This is a genomic window from Pseudomonas sp. JL23, assembly GCF_056933585.1.
The window spans coordinates 5,413,252-5,433,941 of the sequence record NZ_CM167795.1 but is presented as its reverse complement, the minus strand read 5'-3'; the positions used below and the strand labels follow the sequence as shown (position 1 = coordinate 5,433,941).

At 60.2% G+C, this 20,690-nt stretch carries 20 protein-coding genes; 14 read left to right on the top strand and 6 right to left on the bottom strand.

Features of this window, described 5'->3' with window-relative positions:
- The first annotated feature begins 202 nt into the window (after positions 1-202).
- Together purL and AC1Z24_RS25030 are read left to right on the top strand one after the other, a co-directional pair.
- Positions 203-4,099: a phosphoribosylformylglycinamidine synthase gene (gene purL, locus AC1Z24_RS25035; RefSeq protein ID WP_483743125.1), complete on the top strand. Its 3,897-nt coding sequence runs from the start codon at positions 203-205 to the stop codon at positions 4,097-4,099.
- A gap of 7 nt (positions 4,100-4,106) precedes the next feature.
- Positions 4,107-4,418, top strand: a complete 312-nt coding sequence (locus AC1Z24_RS25030; protein WP_483743124.1) for an NGG1p interacting factor NIF3 — start codon at positions 4,107-4,109, stop codon at positions 4,416-4,418.
- Positions 4,419-4,576: 158 nt separating this feature from the next.
- Here the strand turns inward: AC1Z24_RS25030 and AC1Z24_RS25025 are convergent, their stop codons facing one another.
- Positions 4,577-5,140: a L,D-transpeptidase family protein gene (locus tag AC1Z24_RS25025; RefSeq protein ID WP_483743123.1), complete on the bottom strand. Its 564-nt coding sequence runs from the start codon at positions 5,138-5,140 to the stop codon at positions 4,577-4,579.
- Positions 5,141-5,200: 60 nt separating this feature from the next.
- A complete protein-coding gene (locus AC1Z24_RS25020; RefSeq protein WP_483743122.1) occupies positions 5,201-5,743 on the bottom strand; it encodes an NUDIX hydrolase in 543 nt (180 codons plus the stop codon).
- A 133-nt stretch (positions 5,744-5,876) separates the two neighbouring features.
- On the opposite strand from AC1Z24_RS25020, the gene AC1Z24_RS25015 reads away from it, so the two are divergent.
- The 4 genes from AC1Z24_RS25015 to purT all read left to right on the top strand — a co-directional run bounded on the left by AC1Z24_RS25015 (position 5,877) and on the right by purT (position 8,693).
- Entirely contained in the window at positions 5,877-6,476 is a 600-nt protein-coding gene (locus AC1Z24_RS25015; protein ID WP_259105851.1) for a CoA pyrophosphatase, read from the top strand.
- 43 nt (positions 6,477-6,519) lie between these two features.
- Positions 6,520-7,044: a gamma carbonic anhydrase family protein gene (locus AC1Z24_RS25010; RefSeq protein WP_483743121.1), complete on the top strand. Its 525-nt coding sequence runs from the start codon at positions 6,520-6,522 to the stop codon at positions 7,042-7,044.
- Positions 7,041-7,250: a DUF1289 domain-containing protein gene (locus AC1Z24_RS25005; protein WP_483743120.1), complete on the top strand. Its 210-nt coding sequence runs from the start codon at positions 7,041-7,043 to the stop codon at positions 7,248-7,250. The genes AC1Z24_RS25010 and AC1Z24_RS25005 overlap by 4 nt, the downstream gene beginning before the upstream one ends.
- Before the next feature lie 261 nt (positions 7,251-7,511).
- Complete coding sequence (purT, locus tag AC1Z24_RS25000; RefSeq protein ID WP_483743119.1) at positions 7,512-8,693, top strand: formate-dependent phosphoribosylglycinamide formyltransferase; 1,182 nt, start codon at positions 7,512-7,514, stop codon at positions 8,691-8,693.
- 84 nt (positions 8,694-8,777) lie between these two features.
- Here the strand turns inward: purT and AC1Z24_RS24995 are convergent, their stop codons facing one another.
- From AC1Z24_RS24995 to AC1Z24_RS24980, 4 genes are all read right to left on the bottom strand, one after another.
- A complete protein-coding gene (locus AC1Z24_RS24995) occupies positions 8,778-9,497 on the bottom strand; it encodes a WbqC family protein (protein ID WP_483743118.1) in 720 nt (239 codons plus the stop codon).
- A 315-nt stretch (positions 9,498-9,812) separates the two neighbouring features.
- On the bottom strand, positions 9,813-11,132 hold the full coding sequence (locus AC1Z24_RS24990) for an MFS transporter (RefSeq protein ID WP_483743117.1): 1,320 nt from the start codon (positions 11,130-11,132) through the stop codon (positions 9,813-9,815).
- Between the two features lie 278 nt (positions 11,133-11,410).
- The gene (locus AC1Z24_RS24985; RefSeq protein ID WP_483743116.1) at positions 11,411-12,658 is read right to left on the bottom strand and encodes an HlyC/CorC family transporter; all 1,248 of its coding nucleotides are present in this window, start codon (positions 12,656-12,658) and stop codon (positions 11,411-11,413) included.
- A gap of 12 nt (positions 12,659-12,670) precedes the next feature.
- Positions 12,671-13,483 carry a cytochrome C assembly family protein gene (locus AC1Z24_RS24980; protein ID WP_483743115.1) on the bottom strand — a complete coding sequence of 271 codons (813 nt, stop codon included), beginning with the start codon at positions 13,481-13,483 and terminating at the stop codon, positions 12,671-12,673.
- Between the two features lie 194 nt (positions 13,484-13,677).
- Here AC1Z24_RS24980 and ffh point away from each other — a divergent pair, with 194 nt between their 5' ends.
- The 8 genes from ffh (at position 13,678) to AC1Z24_RS24940 (ending at position 20,624) form a co-directional block, all read left to right on the top strand.
- Positions 13,678-15,054: a signal recognition particle protein gene (gene ffh / locus AC1Z24_RS24975; protein WP_259105841.1), complete on the top strand. Its 1,377-nt coding sequence runs from the start codon at positions 13,678-13,680 to the stop codon at positions 15,052-15,054.
- A 247-nt stretch (positions 15,055-15,301) separates the two neighbouring features.
- Positions 15,302-15,553, top strand: coding sequence for a 30S ribosomal protein S16 (gene rpsP / locus AC1Z24_RS24970; RefSeq protein ID WP_259105840.1), 252 nt, complete (start codon positions 15,302-15,304; stop codon positions 15,551-15,553).
- Positions 15,554-15,558: 5 nt separating this feature from the next.
- Positions 15,559-16,095 carry a ribosome maturation factor RimM gene (rimM, locus tag AC1Z24_RS24965; RefSeq protein WP_259105839.1) on the top strand — a complete coding sequence of 179 codons (537 nt, stop codon included), beginning with the start codon at positions 15,559-15,561 and terminating at the stop codon, positions 16,093-16,095.
- A 3-nt stretch (positions 16,096-16,098) separates the two neighbouring features.
- Positions 16,099-16,851, top strand: a complete 753-nt coding sequence (trmD, locus tag AC1Z24_RS24960) for a tRNA (guanosine(37)-N1)-methyltransferase TrmD (protein ID WP_483743114.1) — start codon at positions 16,099-16,101, stop codon at positions 16,849-16,851.
- 43 nt (positions 16,852-16,894) lie between these two features.
- Complete coding sequence (gene rplS, locus AC1Z24_RS24955) at positions 16,895-17,245, top strand: 50S ribosomal protein L19 (RefSeq protein ID WP_259105837.1); 351 nt, start codon at positions 16,895-16,897, stop codon at positions 17,243-17,245.
- A 236-nt stretch (positions 17,246-17,481) separates the two neighbouring features.
- Positions 17,482-18,378 carry a site-specific tyrosine recombinase XerD gene (gene xerD, locus AC1Z24_RS24950; RefSeq protein WP_483743113.1) on the top strand — a complete coding sequence of 299 codons (897 nt, stop codon included), beginning with the start codon at positions 17,482-17,484 and terminating at the stop codon, positions 18,376-18,378.
- 121 nt (positions 18,379-18,499) lie between these two features.
- The gene (dsbC, locus tag AC1Z24_RS24945) at positions 18,500-19,240 is read left to right on the top strand and encodes a bifunctional protein-disulfide isomerase/oxidoreductase DsbC (RefSeq protein WP_483743112.1); all 741 of its coding nucleotides are present in this window, start codon (positions 18,500-18,502) and stop codon (positions 19,238-19,240) included.
- Between the two features lie 79 nt (positions 19,241-19,319).
- On the top strand, positions 19,320-20,624 hold the full coding sequence (locus AC1Z24_RS24940) for a homoserine dehydrogenase (RefSeq protein WP_259105834.1): 1,305 nt from the start codon (positions 19,320-19,322) through the stop codon (positions 20,622-20,624).
- Positions 20,625-20,690 lie beyond the last annotated feature (66 nt).

Sequence of the window (20,690 nt, the reverse complement as noted above, 5' to 3'; positions counted from 1 at the left end):
CGGTGCAGTATACGCAAAGGACACCCGTCGCCATATCTCGACAGCGAGGCTCGCGTCTGCTAGAGAATTGCCGTTCAGATGCCGGACAGGTACGAGCGATAACCGCCTGGCTCGGATTCAGCCGTTTCGGGTGCCGAAAGGGTCGGTTTAGGCTAGAATGCACGGCCTCAAAGCACACCCCCTTCCCGAGGCTGTCCCGAAGATGTTGATCCTGCGCGGTGCTCCTGCCCTTTCCGCCTTCCGCCACAGCAAATTACTTGAACAACTGAAACAAAAAGTTTCGGCTGTCAGTGGCTTGTACGCTGAATTCGCCCACTTCGCTGACGTCTGCGGCGTCCTGACCGGCGAAGACCAGCAGGTGCTTGCCCGCCTCCTGAAATACGGCCCGAGTGTGCCGGTTCAAGAGCCGCGCGGTCGCCTGTTCCTGGTACTGCCGCGTTTCGGCACGATTTCGCCGTGGTCGAGCAAGGCCAGCGATATTGCCCGTAACTGCGGCCTGAGCAAGATTCAGCGCCTGGAACGCGGCATTGCCTTCTATGTAGAAGGTCAATTCAGCGAAGCCGAGGCCCAGCTGATTGCCGACGGTCTGCACGACCGCATGACCCAGCTGGTGCTGGCGTCCCTGGATCAGGCCGAAGGGCTGTTCAGCCATGCCGAGCCCAAGCCCCTGACGGCGGTGGACATTCTCGGTGGCGGTCGCGCCGCGCTGGAAAAAGCCAACGTCGAGCTGGGCCTGGCCCTGGCCGAAGACGAAATCGATTATCTGGTCACCAGCTTCAATGGCCTGGGGCGCAACCCCCATGACATCGAGCTGATGATGTTTGCCCAGGCCAACTCCGAACATTGCCGTCACAAGATCTTCAACGCCAGTTGGGATATCGACGGCGAGAGTCAGGAAAAAAGCCTGTTCGGCATGATCAAGAACACCTACGTCATGCACAGCGAAGGCGTTTTGTCGGCTTACAAGGACAACGCATCGGTGATCGTCGGCAGTGTTGCCGGACGTTTCTTCCCGAATCCTGAGACCCGCCAGTACGGCGCGGTGCAGGAGCCGGTGCATATCCTGATGAAGGTCGAGACGCACAACCACCCGACCGCAATTGCTCCGTTCCCGGGCGCTTCCACCGGTTCCGGTGGCGAGATCCGCGACGAAGGCGCAACCGGTCGTGGCGCCAAGCCGAAAGCCGGCCTGACCGGTTTCACCGTTTCCAACCTGAACATCCCCGGTTTCGAACAGCCTTGGGAAGTGCCTTACGGCAAGCCCGAGCGCATCGTCACGCCCCTGGACATCATGATCGAAGGCCCACTGGGTGGCGCCGCGTTCAACAACGAATTCGGTCGTCCGGCCCTGACCGGCTATTTCCGTACCTTCGAGCAGTCCATCAGCACCCCTCACGGTGATGAAGTGCGCGGCTATCACAAGCCGATCATGCTCGCTGGCGGTATGGGCAACATCCGCGAAGAGCACGTGCAGAAGGGCGAGATCCTGGTCGGCTCCAAGCTGATCGTACTGGGTGGCCCGGCCATGTTGATCGGCCTGGGTGGCGGCGCAGCTTCCTCCATGGCCACCGGCACCAGTTCGGCGGACCTGGACTTCGCTTCCGTACAACGGGAAAACCCCGAGATGGAACGCCGTTGCCAGGAAGTCATCGACCGTTGCTGGCAGCTGGGTGACAAGAACCCGATCAGCTTCATCCATGACGTCGGCGCGGGCGGCCTGTCCAATGCCTTCCCTGAGCTGGTCAACGACGGCGGCCGTGGCGGTCGCTTCGAACTGCGTAACGTGCCCAACGACGAGCCGGGCATGGCACCGCTGGAAATCTGGAGCAACGAATCCCAGGAGCGTTATGTCCTGGCGGTCGGCGCGGCAGACTTCGAGCGCTTCAAGGCCATCTGTGAGCGCGAGCGCTGCCCGTTCGCGGTAGTGGGCGAGGCTACGGCCGAGCCGCAACTGACCGTGACCGACAGCCACTTCGGCAACAGCCCGGTGGACATGCCGCTGGAAGTGTTGCTGGGCAAGGCGCCACGCATGCACCGTTCAGCGGTCCGCGAGCAAGAGCTGGGCGATGACTTCGACCCAAGCGCCCACGCGCTGGAAGACTCCGTGCAGCGCGTGCTGCATCACCCGGCCGTGGCCAGCAAGAGTTTCCTGATCACCATCGGCGACCGTACCATTACCGGCCTCGTGGCCCGTGACCAGATGGTCGGCCCGTGGCAGGTGCCGGTGGCTGACTGCGCCGTGACCGCCACCAGTTTCGACGTCTACACCGGCGAAGCCATGGCTATGGGTGAGCGCACGCCGCTGGCCCTGCTCGACGCTCCGGCGTCCGGGCGTATGGCGATCGGCGAGACCCTGACCAATATCGCGGCCTCGCGCATTGGCAAGATTTCCGATATCAAGCTGTCCGCCAACTGGATGTCCGCTGCCGGTCACCCTGGTGAAGACGCACGTCTGTACGACACCGTGAAAGCCGTCGGCATGGAGCTGTGCCCTGAGCTGGGCATCACCATTCCCGTGGGCAAGGACTCCATGTCCATGAAGACCCGCTGGAGCGACGAGGGCGCCGAGAAGAGCGTAACTTCGCCGCTGTCGCTGATCGTCACCGGTTTCGCTCCGGTCACTGATATCCGCAAGACCCTGACCCCGCAACTGCGCATGGACAAGGGCGAGACCGATCTGATCCTGATCGATCTGGGCCGGGGCCAGAACCGCATGGGCGCTTCGATTCTTGCCCAGACCCACGGCAAGCTCGGCCGCGTCGCGCCGGATGTCGATGATGCCGAAGATCTCAAGGCGTTCTTCGCCGTGATCCAGGGCCTCAACGCCGACGGTCATCTGCTGGCCTACCACGACCGTTCCGATGGCGGCCTGATGGTCTCCGTGCTGGAAATGGCCTTCGCCGGTCACTGCGGCCTGAACCTGCACCTCGATGGCCTGGCGCAAACCTGCGCCGAGCTGTCCGCGATCCTGTTCAACGAAGAGCTGGGCGCGGTCATTCAGGTTCGTCAGGACGCCACGGCCGAAGTGCTGTCGCAGTTCAGCGCGGCCGGTCTGGAAGATTGCGTTGCGGTCATCGGTCAGCCGGTGAACAACGACGAAGTCGCCATCAGCTTCAATGGCGAGGCGGTCTTCACCGGCCAGCGCCGTCTGCTGCAACGCCAATGGGCAGAAACCAGCTACCAGATCCAGCGCCTGCGCGATAACGCCGAGTGTGCGGATCAGGAATTCGACACGTTGCTGGAAGAAGACAATCCGGGCCTGAGCGCCAAGCTCGGTTTCGACGTCAACGACGATATCGCTGCGCCGTACATCCGCAAGGGTGTGCGTCCGCAAGTGGCGGTGCTGCGCGAGCAGGGCGTCAATGGTCAGGTGGAAATGGCTGCGGCCTTCGATCGCGCCGGTTTCAATGCCATCGACGTGCACATGAGCGATATCCTCGCCGGTCGCGTTGACCTGAACGAGTTCAAGGGCCTGGTTGCCTGCGGTGGCTTCTCCTACGGTGACGTGCTCGGCGCCGGTGAAGGCTGGGCCAAGTCGGCCCTGTTCAATGCCCGTGCCCGTGACGCCTTCCAAGGCTTCTTCGAGCGTACCGACAGCTTCACCCTCGGCGTGTGCAACGGTTGCCAGATGTTGTCCAACCTGCACGAGCTGATCCCGGGTACAGAGTTGTGGCCGCACTTTGTGCGTAACCGCTCCGAGCAGTTCGAAGCGCGCGTGGCCATGGTTCAGGTTCAAGAGTCGCCATCGATCTTCCTGCAAGGCATGGCCGGTTCGCGTATGCCGATCGCCATCGCCCACGGTGAAGGCCATGCCGAGTTCGCCAATGACGAGTCTCTGCTGCAGGCCGACGTGTCCGGCACCATTGCCGTACGTTTCGTCGACAACCACGGCAAGGTCACCGAAGCCTACCCGGCCAACCCGAACGGTTCGCCGCGTGGCATTGCCGGTCTGACCAGCCGCGACGGTCGCGTCACCATCATGATGCCGCACCCTGAGCGGGTCTTCCGTGCCGTGCAGAACTCCTGGCGTCCGGATGAGTGGAGCGAAGATGCGGCGTGGATGCGCATGTTCCGTAACGCTCGGGTGTGGGTGAACTAGGCAGCCGATGTACAAGCTCGCTTTCTTCGTGCCACCGAGTCATGTGGAGCAGGTCAAGGACGCCGTATTCGCCGCTGGAGCAGGGCGGATCGGCGACTATGACCGCTGCGCCTGGCAGGTGCTCGGCCAGGGCCAGTTTCGCCCGCTGGACGGTGCAACGCCGTTTATCGGGCAGGCTGGCGAGGTTGAGCGGGTGGACGAGTGGAAGGTCGAGCTGGTCGTGGCTGACGAGCTGATTCAGTCGGTGGTGATGGCGCTCAAGCAGAGCCATCCCTACGAAACCCCGGCTTACGAGGTTTGGCGGCTGGAAAACTTCTGATCTGTCATGAATTATGGGCGTTCTGTAGGAGCGAATTCATTCGCGAAGAGGCCGGTACATTCAGCGCATACTATGTCGCCTGTAACACCGCTTTCGCGAATGAGTTCGCTCCCACCAAATGCGCTCCCACATTATTCGCGTCGAACCTCATCCAATCCCTAAGGCCTGATCTCAATCATCGTGCCGTCCTTCACCAGATCCCAGACTTCGCGCATATCGGTGTTTTTCATCGCGATGCAGCCGTTGGTCCAGTCCAGGGTATGGAAATACCACTCCGGATATTCCTCATCGATCGGCGTGCCGTGAATCATGATCATGCTGCCCGGCTTGACACCTTCGCGGCGGGCACGGGCCGAGTCGCTGACGTTGGGGTAGGAAATGTGCATCGACAGGTTGAAGTTGTTGCTGGGCTTGCGCCAGTCGAGCCAGTAGAAACCTTCCGGCGTACGCTGGTCGCCTTCCTGCAGCTTGGCGCCCTTGGGCTGTTTGCCCAGGGAAATACGATAGGTTTTCAGGGCTTCGCCGCCGCTGATCAATTGCAGCTGATGGGCGGACTTGAGGATCAGCACTTTCTCGATCTTGCGGTCGGCAATGTTCTCGGTGTTGATCACCTTGTTGCCGATGAATGCCTGCTCGCTGCCCTTGGGCACGATTGTCTGGGTGAAGGCGGCCTGAGACAGCGGAATAAATGAAAAGCAGAAGAGGGCGAGCAACCAGCGCATCGAAAAGGTATCCCCAAAAAACAGCTGTAAAATCGATATATCGGCGCTTTGCCCGGTAAGTTAAATGGGCCGTGAAGGTGGTAGCGCGTCGGTGCGCACAGGATATACCTCAAGCTTGCGGTCAGCGAAGAAGCATTCCAGGGTTTTGTGCACCGTCATGAAAGCAAGCTCGGACCAGGGAATGTCGGCTTCGTCGAACAGCCGTACTTCCATACTCTCGGGACCGGCGGCGAAATCCAGGCTGGCCAGTTCGGCGCGGTAGAACACATGAACCTGGCTGATGTGCGGGACGTCCACCAGCATATAAAGCTGCAGGTCTTTCAGGTTGGCGCAGGCTTCTTCTAATGTTTCCCGGCGTGCGGCCTGTTCCATGGTCTCGCCGTTCTCCATGAAGCCGGCGGGCAGGGTCCAGTAGCCCAGGCGCGGCTCGATGGCACGGCGACACAGCAGCACTTGACGGCCCCAGGTCGGCAGGCTGCCGGCGACGATATTCGGGTTCTGGTAGTGAATGGTCTGACACTGTTCACAGACATAGCGCAAGCGGCTGTCGCCCTCGGGAATGCGCTGTATGACGGTATGGCCGCACTGGCTGCAAAATTTCATGGTGGCTTTCTTGTCCTTGGTCAGCTGCTATCTTGGCGTGTCCTGTCACGACTCGGCAAGTTGTCCTACAAGGACTTGGGCGCTGGCTCGCTTTGGTGCATGATGCGGGGTAGGCAACAAATCGAGATTTCCCATGCTGGACGAGCTACTTCGACGAGTAAGCAGTCATACGCCGAGTACTCTGGAGACGGATCGACGTTTTCCCGAGGCTGCGGTGTTGGTGCCCATTACCCGCAGTGACGACCCCGAGCTGATCCTGACCCTGCGCGCCAGCGGTTTGTCGACCCATGGCGGCGAAGTGGCGTTTCCCGGTGGCCGCCGCGACCCCGAAGACCCTGACCTGGTCTTCACCGCACTGCGCGAAGCGGAAGAAGAGATTGGCCTGCCGCCAGGGCTGGTCGAAATCATCGGCCCGCTGAGCCCGCTGATCTCCAAGCATGGGATCAAGGTCACGCCTTATGTCGGGGTGATTCCGGATTTCGTCGAATACCGGCCCAACGACGGCGAAATCGCTGCGGTGTTCAGTGTGCCGCTGTCATTCTTTCGCCAGGACGTGCGCGAACATACCCATCGCATCGATTACCAGGGCCGTAGCTGGTATGTGCCCAGTTATCGCTTTGGCGAGTACAAGATCTGGGGCCTGACCGCGATCATGATCGTCGAGCTGATCAATGTGCTCTATGACAGCAAGATCAGCCTGCATCAGCCGCCCGCACACTCGATTACCCTATAAAAAGCGCCAGCCGTTCGAGCATGGCCTGCCTGAGGACAACCGTATGAAATACCGACTGGGTGATGCCTGCGTCGAAACCGACCCGCAAAGCTGGGTGGCGCCCAACGCCACGCTGATCGGCAAGGTCAAGCTGGAAGCCGGTGCCAGTGTCTGGTTCAACGCGGTATTGCGCGGCGACAACGAACTGATTCATATCGGCGAGAACAGTAATGTGCAGGATGGCACCGTGATGCACACGGACATGGGCTCGCCTCTGGACATCGGCAAGGGCGTGACCATTGGCCATAACGCCATGCTGCACGGTTGCAGCGTCAACGATTACAGCCTGATCGGCATCAACGCGGTGATTCTCAACGGCGCAAAGATCGGCAAGTACTGCATCATCGGCGCCAATTCGCTGATCGGCGAGGGCAAGGTGATTCCCGACGGTTCCCTGGTCATGGGCTCGCCCGGCAAGGTTGTACGCGAACTGACCGACATCCAGAAGAAAATGCTTGAGGCCAGCGCTGCCCACTATGTCCACAATGCCCAGCGCTATGCGCGGGACCTGGCGCCCCAGGACGAATGATGACGACGGAAAAACCGGTTCGCTCGCCCTGCGTGAGCATTTGTGCCCTGGATACCGACGATATCTGCATCGGCTGCCAGCGCAGCGTCGCGGAAATTAGCGGCTGGGGACGCATGAGCAGCGACGAGCGGCGTGCAGTGCTCGTGCTTTGTCATGAGCGGGCCAAGGCCAGTGGCGTGCTGTGGACGGTGGCGCCCGTCGGATAAGGTGCCAACATCTCAACTGTAGTGAGATTTTTGTAGGAGCTGCCGAAGGCTGCGATAGCGGTGTATCAGGTCGATCCATTCGCAGCCTTCGGCAGCTCCTACAGGTCTGTGTTTGCGGCGCGATAACGTTGTGCAGTCCGCAGCTCATCCGCCCCAAGGTCCAAATCGTGGGGGCTTCGTGGTAAATTGCGCGCCTTTCTCCACAGCGGTCGCTCGCGTACTGGCGGGCTGCCCTCGATATCTGCTCCACGAGGACCTGAGATGACTCAAATCGGAACTCCACTGTCGCCTACCGCGACCCGTGTTTTGCTCTGCGGCTGCGGCGAGCTGGGCAAGGAAGTGGTGATCGAACTGCAACGCCTGGGCGTGGAAGTGATCGCTGTCGACCGTTATGCCAATGCGCCAGCCATGCAGGTTGCCCATCGCAGCCATGTGATCAACATGCTCGACGGCGACGCCCTGCGTGCCGTGATCGAAGCCGAGAAGCCGCACTTCATCGTGCCGGAAATCGAAGCCATCGCCACCGCGACCCTGGTCGAGCTGGAGTCCGAAGGCTTCACCGTGATCCCGACTGCCCGTGCCGCACAGCTGACCATGAACCGTGAAGGCATCCGTCGCCTGGCCGCTGAAGAGCTGGACCTGCCGACCTCGCCTTACCATTTCGCCGATACCTTCGAAGACTATCGCAAGGCCGTGGAAGACCTGGGCTTCCCGTGCGTGGTCAAGCCAGTGATGAGTTCCTCGGGCAAGGGCCAGAGCCTGCTGAAAAGCACCGCTGATATCCAGACGGCCTGGGATTACGCGCAGGAAGGCGGTCGTGCCGGCAAGGGCCGGGTGATCATTGAGGGCTTTATCGATTTCGACTACGAAATCACCCTGCTGACCGTGCGTCATATTGGCGGCACCACTTTCTGCGCGCCGGTCGGCCATCGTCAGGAGAAGGGCGACTATCAGGAGTCGTGGCAGCCACAGGCCATGAGCCCGGTGGCCCTGGCCGAGTCCGAGCGCGTTGCCAAGGCAGTCACCGAGGCCCTGGGTGGTCGCGGCCTGTTCGGCGTGGAGCTGTTCATCAAGGGCGATCAAGTGTGGTTCAGCGAAGTCTCGCCGCGCCCTCACGATACCGGCCTGGTGACCCTGATTTCCCAGGACCTTTCACAGTTTGCCCTGCACGCCCGCGCCATCCTCGGCCTGCCGATCCCGTTGATCCGTCAGTTCGGCCCGTCGGCTTCGGCGGTGATCCTGGTCGAAGGCAAATCGACCCAGACCGCGTTCGCCAACCTCGAACAGGCTCTGAGCGAACCGGACACCGCTCTGCGCCTGTTCGGCAAGCCGGAAGTCAATGGTCAGCGCCGCATGGGCGTTGCTCTGGCGCGTGATGAGTCGGTGGAAACCGCTCGTGCCAAAGCCACTCGCGCTTCGCGTTCGGTCAAGGTTCAGCTGTAAGGAACACGTTTCAGCCAGCCCGTCATTGTCTTGATGCAATGTCGGGCGGGCTGCTCCTCGCTTGAAGAAGGTCGCAACCTGCGATCAGCAGGCCAGCCGGGTTTGCTGACGAATATAGGCGGCGACTTCGCCCGGTTCGTTCCACATCAACACATCAAGGATTGAAAGATTCTCGATGAACGGGAACGGGCCAGTGGCATAAATAAAGGTCGACAGGTCGAGAAAACGCAGCTCGATTCCGCGTTCCTGCCACTCGCTGGCAACAAAAATCTCCCGGCCTCCCGGTGCATTGATATAGCGACTGGCTTCCAGCTGGCTGCTGATTTCCAATGCCCATTGTCCGGGATGCTCGATGGGCGGTAGTTGCAGGTTCATGGCTGAATGATGGACCCAGTCGAAGCCCAGGTTCAGATAGCCACAAGCAACTTTCAGCGACTGAGTATTCAGATCGCTGACGCTGTTGTTCGTGACCGCGCCAAATGCGCCTTTTACCAGTTCGACAACCTGTCGGTAGAACGGCGCCTTGCCCCGGTACAGTTCCAGTTGGCCGAGGATGCGCTGTTGCGCGGCGCGGTGGTCAATCACTATCGTCTCTTGAATCGAGGTGCCGAGGGTCGTACTCACTGGCACATTTATATATTGCCAGCCGCCCTTGCCATCAAGGATCCGGTTACGGTTCATCCAGCTTTTGCGGCTGTATTGCGCGGTATCGAAGATCACTCCCCGTTCTACCGAGGCAATCAACTGGAAATAACCTAAATAAGGAAAGAAGTAGGGTTGCATGATGCCCAGTGTATTGATCATGTGGATGTGTCGGCTGCTGTTCGGTTGCTGTTGATTGGATCAGCGCACAGATACAACGGACATGGTCATGGGGAATGGCTTGACCCATGGGGAGTGCAAGAGTGCGTGGCATGGTTTATTCGTCACGCTGAGTTTAGCTGTGATGTCGCTGGACACAGGTGCCACCCGATGGGCGTCCGGGTGTCGCTTCTGCGTGCTTGCTTGATCAAATATTGCATTTCACAGAGTGGCTGTAACTGGGGAGGGCGTGTGTCGCGGCGGGTGATCGCGCCGCTGGGACCGGTTTTAACCGGTCCCGCTGCAGATATTTTACGATCAGGCAATCGTATCCAGATCGGTATGGCGGGTTTCTTTCAGGCACAACACGGCGATCAGGCTGATCAGCGCGGCCGCCGAGACATAGCCGCCGACCCAGCTCAAGCCACCCATTTCCACCAGTTGCTGGGCGAAGAACGGTGCCACCGAGGCGCCGACTATGCCGCCGATGTTGTAGGCCGCCGAGGCGCCGGTGTAGCGCACGCGGGTTGGGAACAATTCAGGCAGCAGGGCGCCCATCGGGGCGAAGGTCACGCCCATCAGGAACAGCTCAATGCTCAGGAACAGCGTCACCGCCCAGGTGGTGCCGTGGGTCAGCAGTGGTTCCATGAGGAAACCGGAGAGAATCGCCAGCACGCCACCGATGATCAGCACCGGTTTGCGCCCGAAGCGGTCGCTGGCCCAGGCTGACAGCGGCGTGGCGGCGGCCATGAACAGTACGGCGAAGCAGAGCATGGCGAGGAAGGTCTCGCGGCTGTAGCCCAGGCTCTTGACCCCGTAGCTCAGGGAAAACACCGTCGAGATGTAGAACAGTGCGTAGCACACCACCATCGATGCCGCGCCCAGCAACATCGGCGCCCAGTATTGCGAGAACAGTTCGGCAATGGGCATTTTCAGGCGTTCGTGACGGGCGATGGCCTTGGCGAAAACCGGCGTCTCTTCCAGCTTCAGGCGAACATACAGACCGATCACTACCAGCAAGGCGCTGAGCAGGAACGGAATGCGCCAGCCCCAGCTGCGGAACTGCTCGTCTGTCAGGGTCATTGCCAGGGTCAGGAACAGACCGTTGGCCGCCAGGAAGCCGATGGACGGGCCCAGTTGCGGGAACATGCCGAACCAGGCGCGCTTGCCCTTGGGCGCGTTTTCCGTCGCCAGCAGCGCGGCACCTCCCCATTCACCGCCCAGTCCCAGGCCCTGGCCGAAGCGAAGCACACAGAGCAGGATCGGGGCCCATGAGCCAATCACCGCATAGCCCGGCAACACGCCGATCAGTGTGGTGCAGATACCCATCAGCAACAGCGAGGCCACCAGGGTCGATTTGCGGCCGATGCGGTCACCGAAGTGGCCGAACAGCGCCGAACCCAGCGGGCGAGCGAGGAAGGCGATACCGAAGGTAAGAAAAGCCGACAGCATCTGTGCGGTGCTGGAGGTCTGCGGAAAGAACACCGGCCCGATCACCAGTGCGGCGGCGGTGGCGTAGACGTAGAAGTCGTAGAACTCGATGGCGGTGCCGATAAAACTGGCGGTGGCGACGCGAGCGGCGGAGTTGGCCGGAGCGGCCTGCTCGCTGTGCTCACCCAAGGCGGAGGTGGTGGTCATGCGGATATCCCTGACAGTCGTCTTGCCTGTCAGCGCTCGTCGAGAGACGGGTCACTGCGGCAATGGTTAATTATTCTGGTTACAGCGCGATCAGGTTGGCCCGGATGAGGGCCGAGGGCGTTGGTTCGCGCTCAGGGTGTGAGCGGACGCCAGGAAACGATTGGCTGGTGACTGGCCGTATCACGCTCAGTGCGGGTAGCACGCGGATCGGCGGGGCTGGGTAAGCTGTCGGCGATTATAGGAAGGGCGCAACGCTCAGAACAAGTGCCCAATGCCCGTCAATTGACGGGACGGACCATGGATTTCTGCCACATCATCACCCGCGTCACCCGATTGTCTTCGGTTTGCAGGATTTCCAGGCGATACGGGCCGATCTTCAGGCACACCGAACTGTCCGGGATGGTTTCCAGGGCTTCGGTAATCAGGCCGTTGAGGGTCTTGGGGCCATCGGACGGCAGGTGCCAGCCCAGGCTCTTGTTCAGCTCGCGGATCGATGCGGCGCCATCCACCACCAGGCGGCCATCGGCTTGAGGGTGGATGTGCGGGTTATCCAGGGAATGCTCGCTTTCGAATTCGCCGACGATCTCTTCGAGGATGTCTTCCAGGCTGACGATGCCCTGCACTTCACCGTATTCATCCACCACCACGCCCAGGCGGCGCTGCTGCTTGTGGAAATTCAGCAGCTGCAATTGCAGCGGCGTGCTTTCCGGGACGAAATAGGGTTCGTAGCAGGCGGCCAGCAAGGTTTCCTTGGTCAGTTCGCGCTTGGGTAGCAGATGGCTGATCTGCCGGGTATTGAGCACGCCCTGCACCTGGTTGATGTCGTTGTGATAGACCGGCAGGCGCGTATGACGGGAGATCATCAGGCGGTCGGTGATCTGCTCGATGCTGTCGTCCAGGTTGACCCCGTCGACGTCGTTGCGCGGCACCAGGATGTCATTGACGGTGAAGGTGTCCAGGGCATGGATGCCGGACAGAACGTGGGCGCGACCGGGGTGGTGGTCCATGACGCCATCGTGGTGGGACTTGGGTGTCGGCTCGTCTTCATCCTGCGGCGTGCCCGGGGCGGCCTCGCGCGGCAGGAACGGGCGCAACAGGCTGCGAGCGATACAGTTGAACAGCCAGGTCAGCGGCCACAGCAGCTTCATTGGCAGGCGCAGCACGCCATTGCCGAGCAGGACGACGCCTGCCGGGTAGCGCGCAGCCAGGCGGCGCGGGATCAGTTCGACGAAGATCAGCAGCAGGGCGGTCGTACCGAGCCAGGCCACGGTGGCACCGTGGTAGAACCACTGATTGAGTGCCAGCAGCGTGATGATCACGGTGATCAGCACTTTGATCAGGGTGTTGCCCAGTATCAGGCTGTTCAGCTCGAACGCCGGTTGTGGCAGTACAGCTGCTGCGGAGCGGCCGGGGTTTTGCCGAAATTTGAGCCGATAGTGGGCGATCTCGACGGCGGTCAGCAGCCCCGACCAGAGTGTCAGCAGGGCCAGCACTCCCAGCAGTGGACCAATGGGCAGGTTATCCATAATCAACGCCCGTCAGATGTGCAGGATGAATTCGCGTACCAGCTTGCTGCCGAAATAGGCCAGCATCAGCAGGAGAAAGCCGCCCAGGGTCCAGCGAATGGCCTTGTGTCCGCGCCAGCCCAGGCGGGTACGGCCCCACAACAGCACGCTGAACACGATCCAGGCCAGGCAGGCCAGCAGGGTTTTGTGCACCAGATGCTGGGCAAACAGGTTCTCGACGAACAACCAGCCGGAAATCAGCGACAGCGACAGCAGGATCCAGCCGGCCCAGAGAAAGCCGAACAGCAGGCTTTCCATGGTCTGCAGTGGCGGGAAGTTCTTGATCAGGCCGGCCGGATGCTTGTGCTTTAGACGGTGATCCTGCACCAGCAACAACAGGGCCTGGAACACCGCAATGGTGAACATGCCGTAGGCGAGGATCGACAGCAGGATATGGCTGAGGATGCCGGGCTCTTCGACGATAGTCTGCACGGTGCCGGTCGGCGCGAACTGGGAAAACAGGACGGTGAGGAAGCCCAGGGGAAACAGCAGCACCAAAAGGTTTTCCACCGGGATGCGCAGGCAGGCGATCAGGGTCACCGCGATCACCGCAAGGGCGATCAGGCTCGAAGCGCTGAAAAAATCCAGGCCCATGCCGATAGGGCGCACGAGTTGGGTGAACAGACCGATGGCGTGGGCAATGACCGCGAGCGTGCCGAGCAGGCCCAGCAGGCGTTTGTCGACCTTGATGGCCTGACGCAGGCGCATGCCCTGGTAAATAGTCGCAGCGGCATAAAGGATAGCGGCGGCGATGCTGGGGAGCAGACTGGGTGGTAGAGGGAACATAGATCCTGATGGACGGGCCCGAAAGGCGCTGAGTTTGGCATAGAACCGACGCTGCACGAAAGACCGATGGTGTCCGCCGCGCAGAGTCTTCGCTATAATCCGCGACCTGCTCAAGCCGCAGGCTCGCCGAGCGCCATTTTTCACGGGCCGGGCCGCATCAACCGGGGTTCTTCGAGAACCTGAAAGGATCGCGCATGTTTGAAAATCTAACTGACCGTCTCTCGCAGACGCTGCGCCATGTCACCGGCAAGGCCAAGCTGACCGAAGACAACATCAAAGACACCCTGCGTGAAGTGCGGATGGCGCTGCTGGAGGCCGACGTCGCCCTGCCGGTGGTCAAGGACTTCGTCAACAAGGTCAAGGACCGTGCGGTGGGCACCGAGGTGTCGCGCAGCCTGACGCCGGGCCAGGCCTTCGTAAAGATCGTCCAGGCCGAGCTGGAAGAAATGATGGGGGTGGCTAACGAAGAACTGACCCTCAACGTGACTCCGCCTGCCGTGATCCTCATGGCCGGTCTGCAGGGCGCGGGTAAAACCACGACTGCCGGCAAGCTGGCGCGCTTCCTTAAAGAGCGCAAGAAGAAAACCGTCATGGTGGTCTCGGCCGACGTTTACCGTCCGGCGGCGATCAAGCAGCTGGAAACCCTGGCCAGCGACATCGGCGTGACCTTCTTCCCGTCCGATATCAGCCAGAAGCCGGTGGATATCGCCAACGCGGCTATTAAAGAAGCCAGACTCAAATTCATCGACGTGGTGATCCTCGACACCGCCGGTCGTCTGCACATCGACGCCGAGATGATGGGCGAGATCCAGGCCCTGCACGCCGCGGTCAAGCCGGCCGAGACGCTGTTCGTGGTCGACGCCATGACCGGCCAGGACGCCGCCAACACGGCCAAGGCCTTTGGTGACGCGCTGCCCCTGACCGGCGTGATCCTGACCAAGGTCGACGGTGATGCCCGTGGTGGTGCGGCGCTGTCGGTGCGGGCGATTACCGGCAAGCCGATCAAGTTCATCGGTATGGGCGAGAAGAGCGACGCTCTCGAGCCTTTCCACCCGGATCGGATCGCCTCGCGCATCCTTGGCATGGGCGACGTGCTCAGCCTTATCGAGCAGGCCGAACAAGGCCTCGATAAAGAGAAAGCCGACAAGCTGGCGAAGAAGCTGAAGAAAGGCAAAGGCTTCGATCTCGAAGACTTCCGCGACCAGCTGCAACAAATGAAGAACATGGGCGGCCTCGGCGGCCTGATGGACAAGCTGCCGAACATGGGCGGTGTGAACCTGGCGCAGATGGGCAATGCCCAGGGCGCGGCCGAGAAGCAATTCAAGCAGATGGAAGCCATCATCAACTCGATGACCCCGGCCGAACGTCGTGACCCGGACCTGATCAGCGGTTCGCGCAAGCGTCGTATCGCCATGGGTTCCGGCACCCAGGTGCAGGACATCGGGCGTCTGATCAAGCAGCACAAGCAGATGCAGAAGATGATGAAGAAGTTCTCCGCCAAGGGCGGAATGGCCAAAATGATGCGCGGCCTGGGCGGAATGATGCCTGGCGGCGGCATGCCAAAAATGTAATTGACCGGTGCGCAGATTCGTCTGCGTGCCTTTCATCCGGGGCGCAATCCCCGGCAGGCCCGCTCTGGCGGGCTTTTATCTGCCGTTTTAATCGACGGCTCCATAGCAGATCTGGATGGCATGCCGATAGGCGCCGGAAAAAGTCATTTGCAAAAGTCTGGATATTCCTTAGAATATGCGGCCTTTCGGGCACCCATGCCCGCTGTGCATCTTAGATTTGCAGCACCGACTACAGGAACGATGTTCAATGCTAACTATTCGTCTTGCCCTGGGCGGCTCTAAAAAGCGCCCGTTCTACCACCTGACCGTAACCGACAGCCGCAATGCGCGTGACGGTTCGCACAAAGAGCAAATCGGTTTCTTCAACCCGGTTGCCCGTGGTCAGGAAATCCGTCTGTCCGTGAACCAAGAGCGCCTCAACTACTGGCTGAGCGTTGGTGCACAAACTTCCGAGCGCGTTGCACAGCTGCTCAAGGAAAACGCTAAGGCTGCGGCCTGAGCAATATGAACGCGACGCCAGCCTCTGCCGACGATTTGATCGTTATCGGCAAAATCTTCTCAATACATGGCGTTCGCGGCGAAGTGAAGGTGTATTCCTTTACCGATCCAATTGGAAACCTGTTGGACTACACGAACTGGACGCTTCGGCGCGAAGGGAGCGTAAAACAGGCAGAGCTGGTCAGCGGACGCTTGCAAGGCAAGTTCCTGGTCACAAAGCTCAAGGGTCTCGATGATCGCGAGGAAGCTCGTCTTCTGTCCGGTTATGAGATCTGCGTGCCGCGTAACCTGTTCCCTGATCTGACCGACGGCGAGTACTACTGGTACCAGCTCGTAGGTCTGAAGGTCATCGACCAACTCGGGCAACTGCTCGGGAAAATCGATCATCTTCTTGAAACCGGCTCGAATGATGTAATGGTGGTAAAGCCCTGCGCGGGCAGTCTGGATGATCGCGAACGCCTGTTGCCCTATACCGAGCAATGCGTGTTGGCCGTCGACCTGGGTGCTGGCGAGATGAAGGTGGAATGGGACGCGGACTTCTAGGCCATGGCTAGCCTGCGCATAGAAGTGATCAGTCTGTTTCCCGAGATGTTTTCTGCCATCAGTGAGTACGGGATTACCAGTCGTGCGGTGAAACAAGGGCTGTTGCAGCTGACTTGTTGGAACCCGCGGGACTACACAACGGATCGACATCACACTGTGGACGATCGCCCGTTTGGCGGTGGTCCGGGCATGGTGATGAAGATCAAGCCCCTTGAGGATGCTCTGGTTCAGGCCAGGCAGGCGGCGGGGGAAGCGGCGAAGGTGATTTACCTGTCGCCACAAGGCCGCAAGCTGGATCAGTCTGCGGTACGCGAACTGGCGAAGGAAGAAGCACTTATCCTGATCGCAGGTCGCTATGAAGGCATTGACGAGCGTTTTATTGATGCTCATGTCGATGAAGAGTGGTCGATTGGTGACTACGTACTGTCTGGTGGCGAGCTGCCGGCAATGGTACTGATCGATGCGGTTACGCGACTGCTGCCTGGAGCTTTAGGGCATGTGGATTCCGCGGAGGAAGATTCCTTCACGGATGGTCTGCTGGATTGCCCGCATTACACCCGACCGGAGGTGTATGCGGATCAGCGTGTTCCCGACGTGTTGCTGAGTGGCAACCACGCACACATCCGGCGTTGGCGTTTACAGCAGTCCCTTGGAAGGACCTTTGAACGACGCGCCGATCTTCTGGAAAGCCGCTCGCTTTCTGGAGAAGAGAAGAAGCTGCTGGCGGAATACATCCGCGAGCGGGACGATAGTTAACGTATCGATGGTTGATCCAGACGGATTACCTTAGGAGCACAGCATGACTAACAAAATCATTCTTGCACTCGAAGCAGAGCAGATGACCAAAGAGATCCCTACCTTTGCCCCGGGCGACACTATTGTCGTTCAGGTGAAAGTGAAGGAAGGCGACCGCGCACGTCTGCAGGCGTTCGAAGGCGTAGTAATTGCCAAGCGTAACCGTGGCGTGAACAGTGCTTTCACTGTTCGTAAAATCTCCAACGGTGTTGGCGTAGAGCGTACTTTCCAGACCTACAGCCCGCAAATCGACAGCTTGGCTGTGAAACGTCGCGGTGACGTTCGCAAGGCCAAACTGTACTACCTGCGTGACCTGTCCGGTAAAGCAGCTCGCATCAAGGAAAAACTGGCTTAAGTCCAGCTTCCGATGCAAAAAAAGGCAGCCTGCGGGCTGCCTTTTTTGTTGCCTGAAAACATTGGCCCCTGCGTCCGGTGGGACCGGCTTCAGCCGGGAAAGGGCCGTTACGTCCACTGCATTTCTTTGATCAGTGAAGACGCCTTCCCGGCTAAAGCCGGTCCCACGGTGATTGCTGTGCGGTTGAACGAATGCGGTATCCTCCTTGCTCTTTTTCGTAATCCCTCGAACCAACCATGCCCGCCATCGATCACCCCCTGATAGACCAATTCCTCGACGCGCTCTGGCTGGAAAAAGGCCTTTCGGACAACACTCGTGATTCCTATCGCAGCGACCTGGCGCTTTTCAATGGCTGGTTGCAGGAGCGGGGCATCGAGCTGGTCGGTGTCAGTCGCGATGCCATTCTCGATCACCTTGGCTGGCGCCTGGACAATGCCTACAAACCTCGCTCCACCGCGCGTTTCCTCTCCGGCGTACGTGGCTTTTATCGCTATCTGCTGCGGGAAAAACTGATCGCCATTGACCCAACCTTGCAGGTCGACATGCCGCAACTGGGTCGGCCACTGCCCAAGTCGCTGTCTGAAGCAGATGTGGAGGCCCTGCTGGCGGCGCCTGACCTGAGTGAAGCCATCGGCCAACGTGACCGGGCCATGCTTGAGGTGCTGTATGCCTGCGGCCTGCGGGTCACCGAGTTGATCAGTCTGACTCTGGATCAAGTCAATCTGCGCCAGGGCGTGTTGCGAGTCATGGGCAAGGGCAGCAAGGAACGCCTGGTGCCCATGGGTGAGGAGGCGATTGTCTGGGTCGAGCGCTATCTGCGCGACGGTCGCAGCGAGCTGCTCAACGGCCGCCCCAGCGATGTGCTGTTCCCCAGCCAGCGCGGTGAGCAGATGACCCGGCAGACCTTCTGGCACCGCATCAAGCATCAGGCGAAAGTGGCGGGTATCAGTGCCGCCTTGTCACCCCATACCTTGCGCCATGCCTTTGCCACCCATCTGCTCAACCATGGCGCCGATTTGCGGGTGGTGCAGATGCTGCTGGGCCACAGCGACCTGTCGACCACGCAGATTTATACCCATGTGGCTCGGGCCCGTCTGCAAGAGATGCATGCCAAACATCACCCGCGTGGCTAAAGAGGTGTCCGTTCTTTCGGCCTCACGGGCCTTATGTGATAGGCTTTGCCGGTTTCGCAGATTGAGGCTGGCCATCCCTGTTTTCAGAGCCACCCCGCTGCCCACCGCTCGAGGATTTTTCATGCGCGTGACCCGGATTATCGCTGCCGCCGCCGTAGTGCTGACCAGCAGCTTCAGTATGTTCGCCCAGGCGGATGCCGCCGCTGAGCAAGCCATCCGCAAGACCCTGGCGTCTCTTGAGTTGGAACTGCCAGTAGACAGCATCGCCAGCAGCCCGCTCAACGGCCTGTATGAGGTCAAATTGCAAGGTGGTCGCGTACTCTACGCCAGCGCCGACGGCCAGTTCGTGATGCAGGGCAACCTCTATCAGATCCAGGGTGGCAAGCCGGTCAACCTGACCGAGAAGACCGAACGCCTGGCCATTTCGAAAACCATCAATGGCATCCCGACTGCCGAAATGGTGGTCTACCCGGCGATTGGCGAAACCAAATCCCATATCACCGTGTTTACTGACACGACCTGTCCGTACTGCCACAAGCTGCACGCCGAAGTGCCCGCGCTGAACAAGCTGGGTATCGAAGTGCGTTATGTGGCGTTCCCGCGCCAGGGTCTCGGTTCGCCGGGTGACGAGCAATTGCAGGCGGTCTGGTGCTCCAAGGATCGCAAGGACGCCATGAACCGCATGGTCGACGGCAAGAATATCGAAGCGCCCAAGTGCGCCAACCCGGTGACCAAGCAGTTCGCCATGGGCCAGTCGATCGGCGTCAACGGCACGCCGGCTATTGTCCTGGCTGACGGTCAGTTGATTCCGGGTTATCAACCTGCACCGCAGGTCGCCAAGCTGGCCCTGGCCGCTAAATAAACCATTCAGAGAGCCGCATGTTTTTTGCGGCTGTTTTCCACGGTCGGCCCCACGCCGGTCGTTTTACGGGGAGTTCATAGTGAAACCGGTCAAAGTAGGCATCTGTGGGCTGGGTACTGTCGGTGGCGGTACCTTCAACGTTCTTCAGCGCAACGCCGAGGAGATTGCCCGCCGTGCCGGGCGTGGAATCGAAGTGGCGCAAATAGCCGTTCGCACACCCAACCCCAATTGCCAGATTACCGGTACACCGACCACGACCGACGTGTTCGCGGTCGCCAGCAACCCCGAAATTGATATCGTCATCGAACTGATTGGCGGCTACACCGTGGCTCGCGAACTGGTGCTCAAGGCCATTGAAAACGGCAAGCACGTCGTCACTGCCAACAAGGCGCTGATCGCCGTGCACGGCAACGAGATCTTCGCCAAGGCCCGCGAGAAGGGCGTGATCGTTGCGTTCGAAGCCGCGGTAGCCGGTGGTATCCCGGTGATTAAGGCCATCCGTGAAGGCCTGTCGGCCAACCGCATCAACTGGGTCGCCGGGATCATCAACGGCACCGGTAACTTCATCCTCACCGAGATGCGCGAGAAGGGTCGCACCTTCCCTGACGTGCTCGCTGAAGCCCAGGCCCTGGGTTACGCCGAAGCCGACCCGACTTTTGACGTCGAAGGCATTGATGCGGCGCACAAGCTGACCATCCTGGCGTCGATCGCGTTCGGTATCCCGCTGCAATTCGACAAGGCCTACACCGAAGGCATCACCAAGCTGACCACTGCTGACGTCAACTATGCCGAAGCGCTGGGCTATCGCATCAAGCATCTGGGCGTGGCCCGCAGCACCGCTTCGGGTATCGAACTGCGGGTCCATCCGACCCTGATCCCGGCCGACCGCCTGATCGCCAACGTCAATGGCGTGATGAACGCCGTGATGGTCAACGGCGATGCCGCCGGTTCGACGCTGTTCTATGGTGCCGGTGCCGGTATGGAGCCAACGGCTTCCTCGGTTATCGCCGACCTGGTTGACGTGGTCCGTGCCATGACTTCCGATCCGGAGAATCGCGTGCCGCACCTGGCGTTCCAGCCGGACAGCCTGTCAGCCCATCCGATCCTGCCGATCGAGGCCTGCGAAAGCGCCTATTACCTGCGCATCCAGGGCAAGGATCATCCGGGCGTATTGGCCCAGGTGGCCAGCATCCTGTCGGAGCGCGGGATCAATATCGAATCGATCATGCAGAAAGAAGTCGAAGAACACGACGGCCTCGTACCCATGATCCTGCTGACGCACCGCGTGCTGGAACAGCATATGAACGAAGCCATCAAGGCGCTGGAAGCCTTGCAGGACGTCGTCGGGCCGGTGGTTCGTATTCGCGTCGAACATCTTAATTAATTCAGCTGCAAGCTATTAGCCACAAGCTGCAAGTCAGAAGCCGATCGCGCTCTGCTTGCAGCTTGC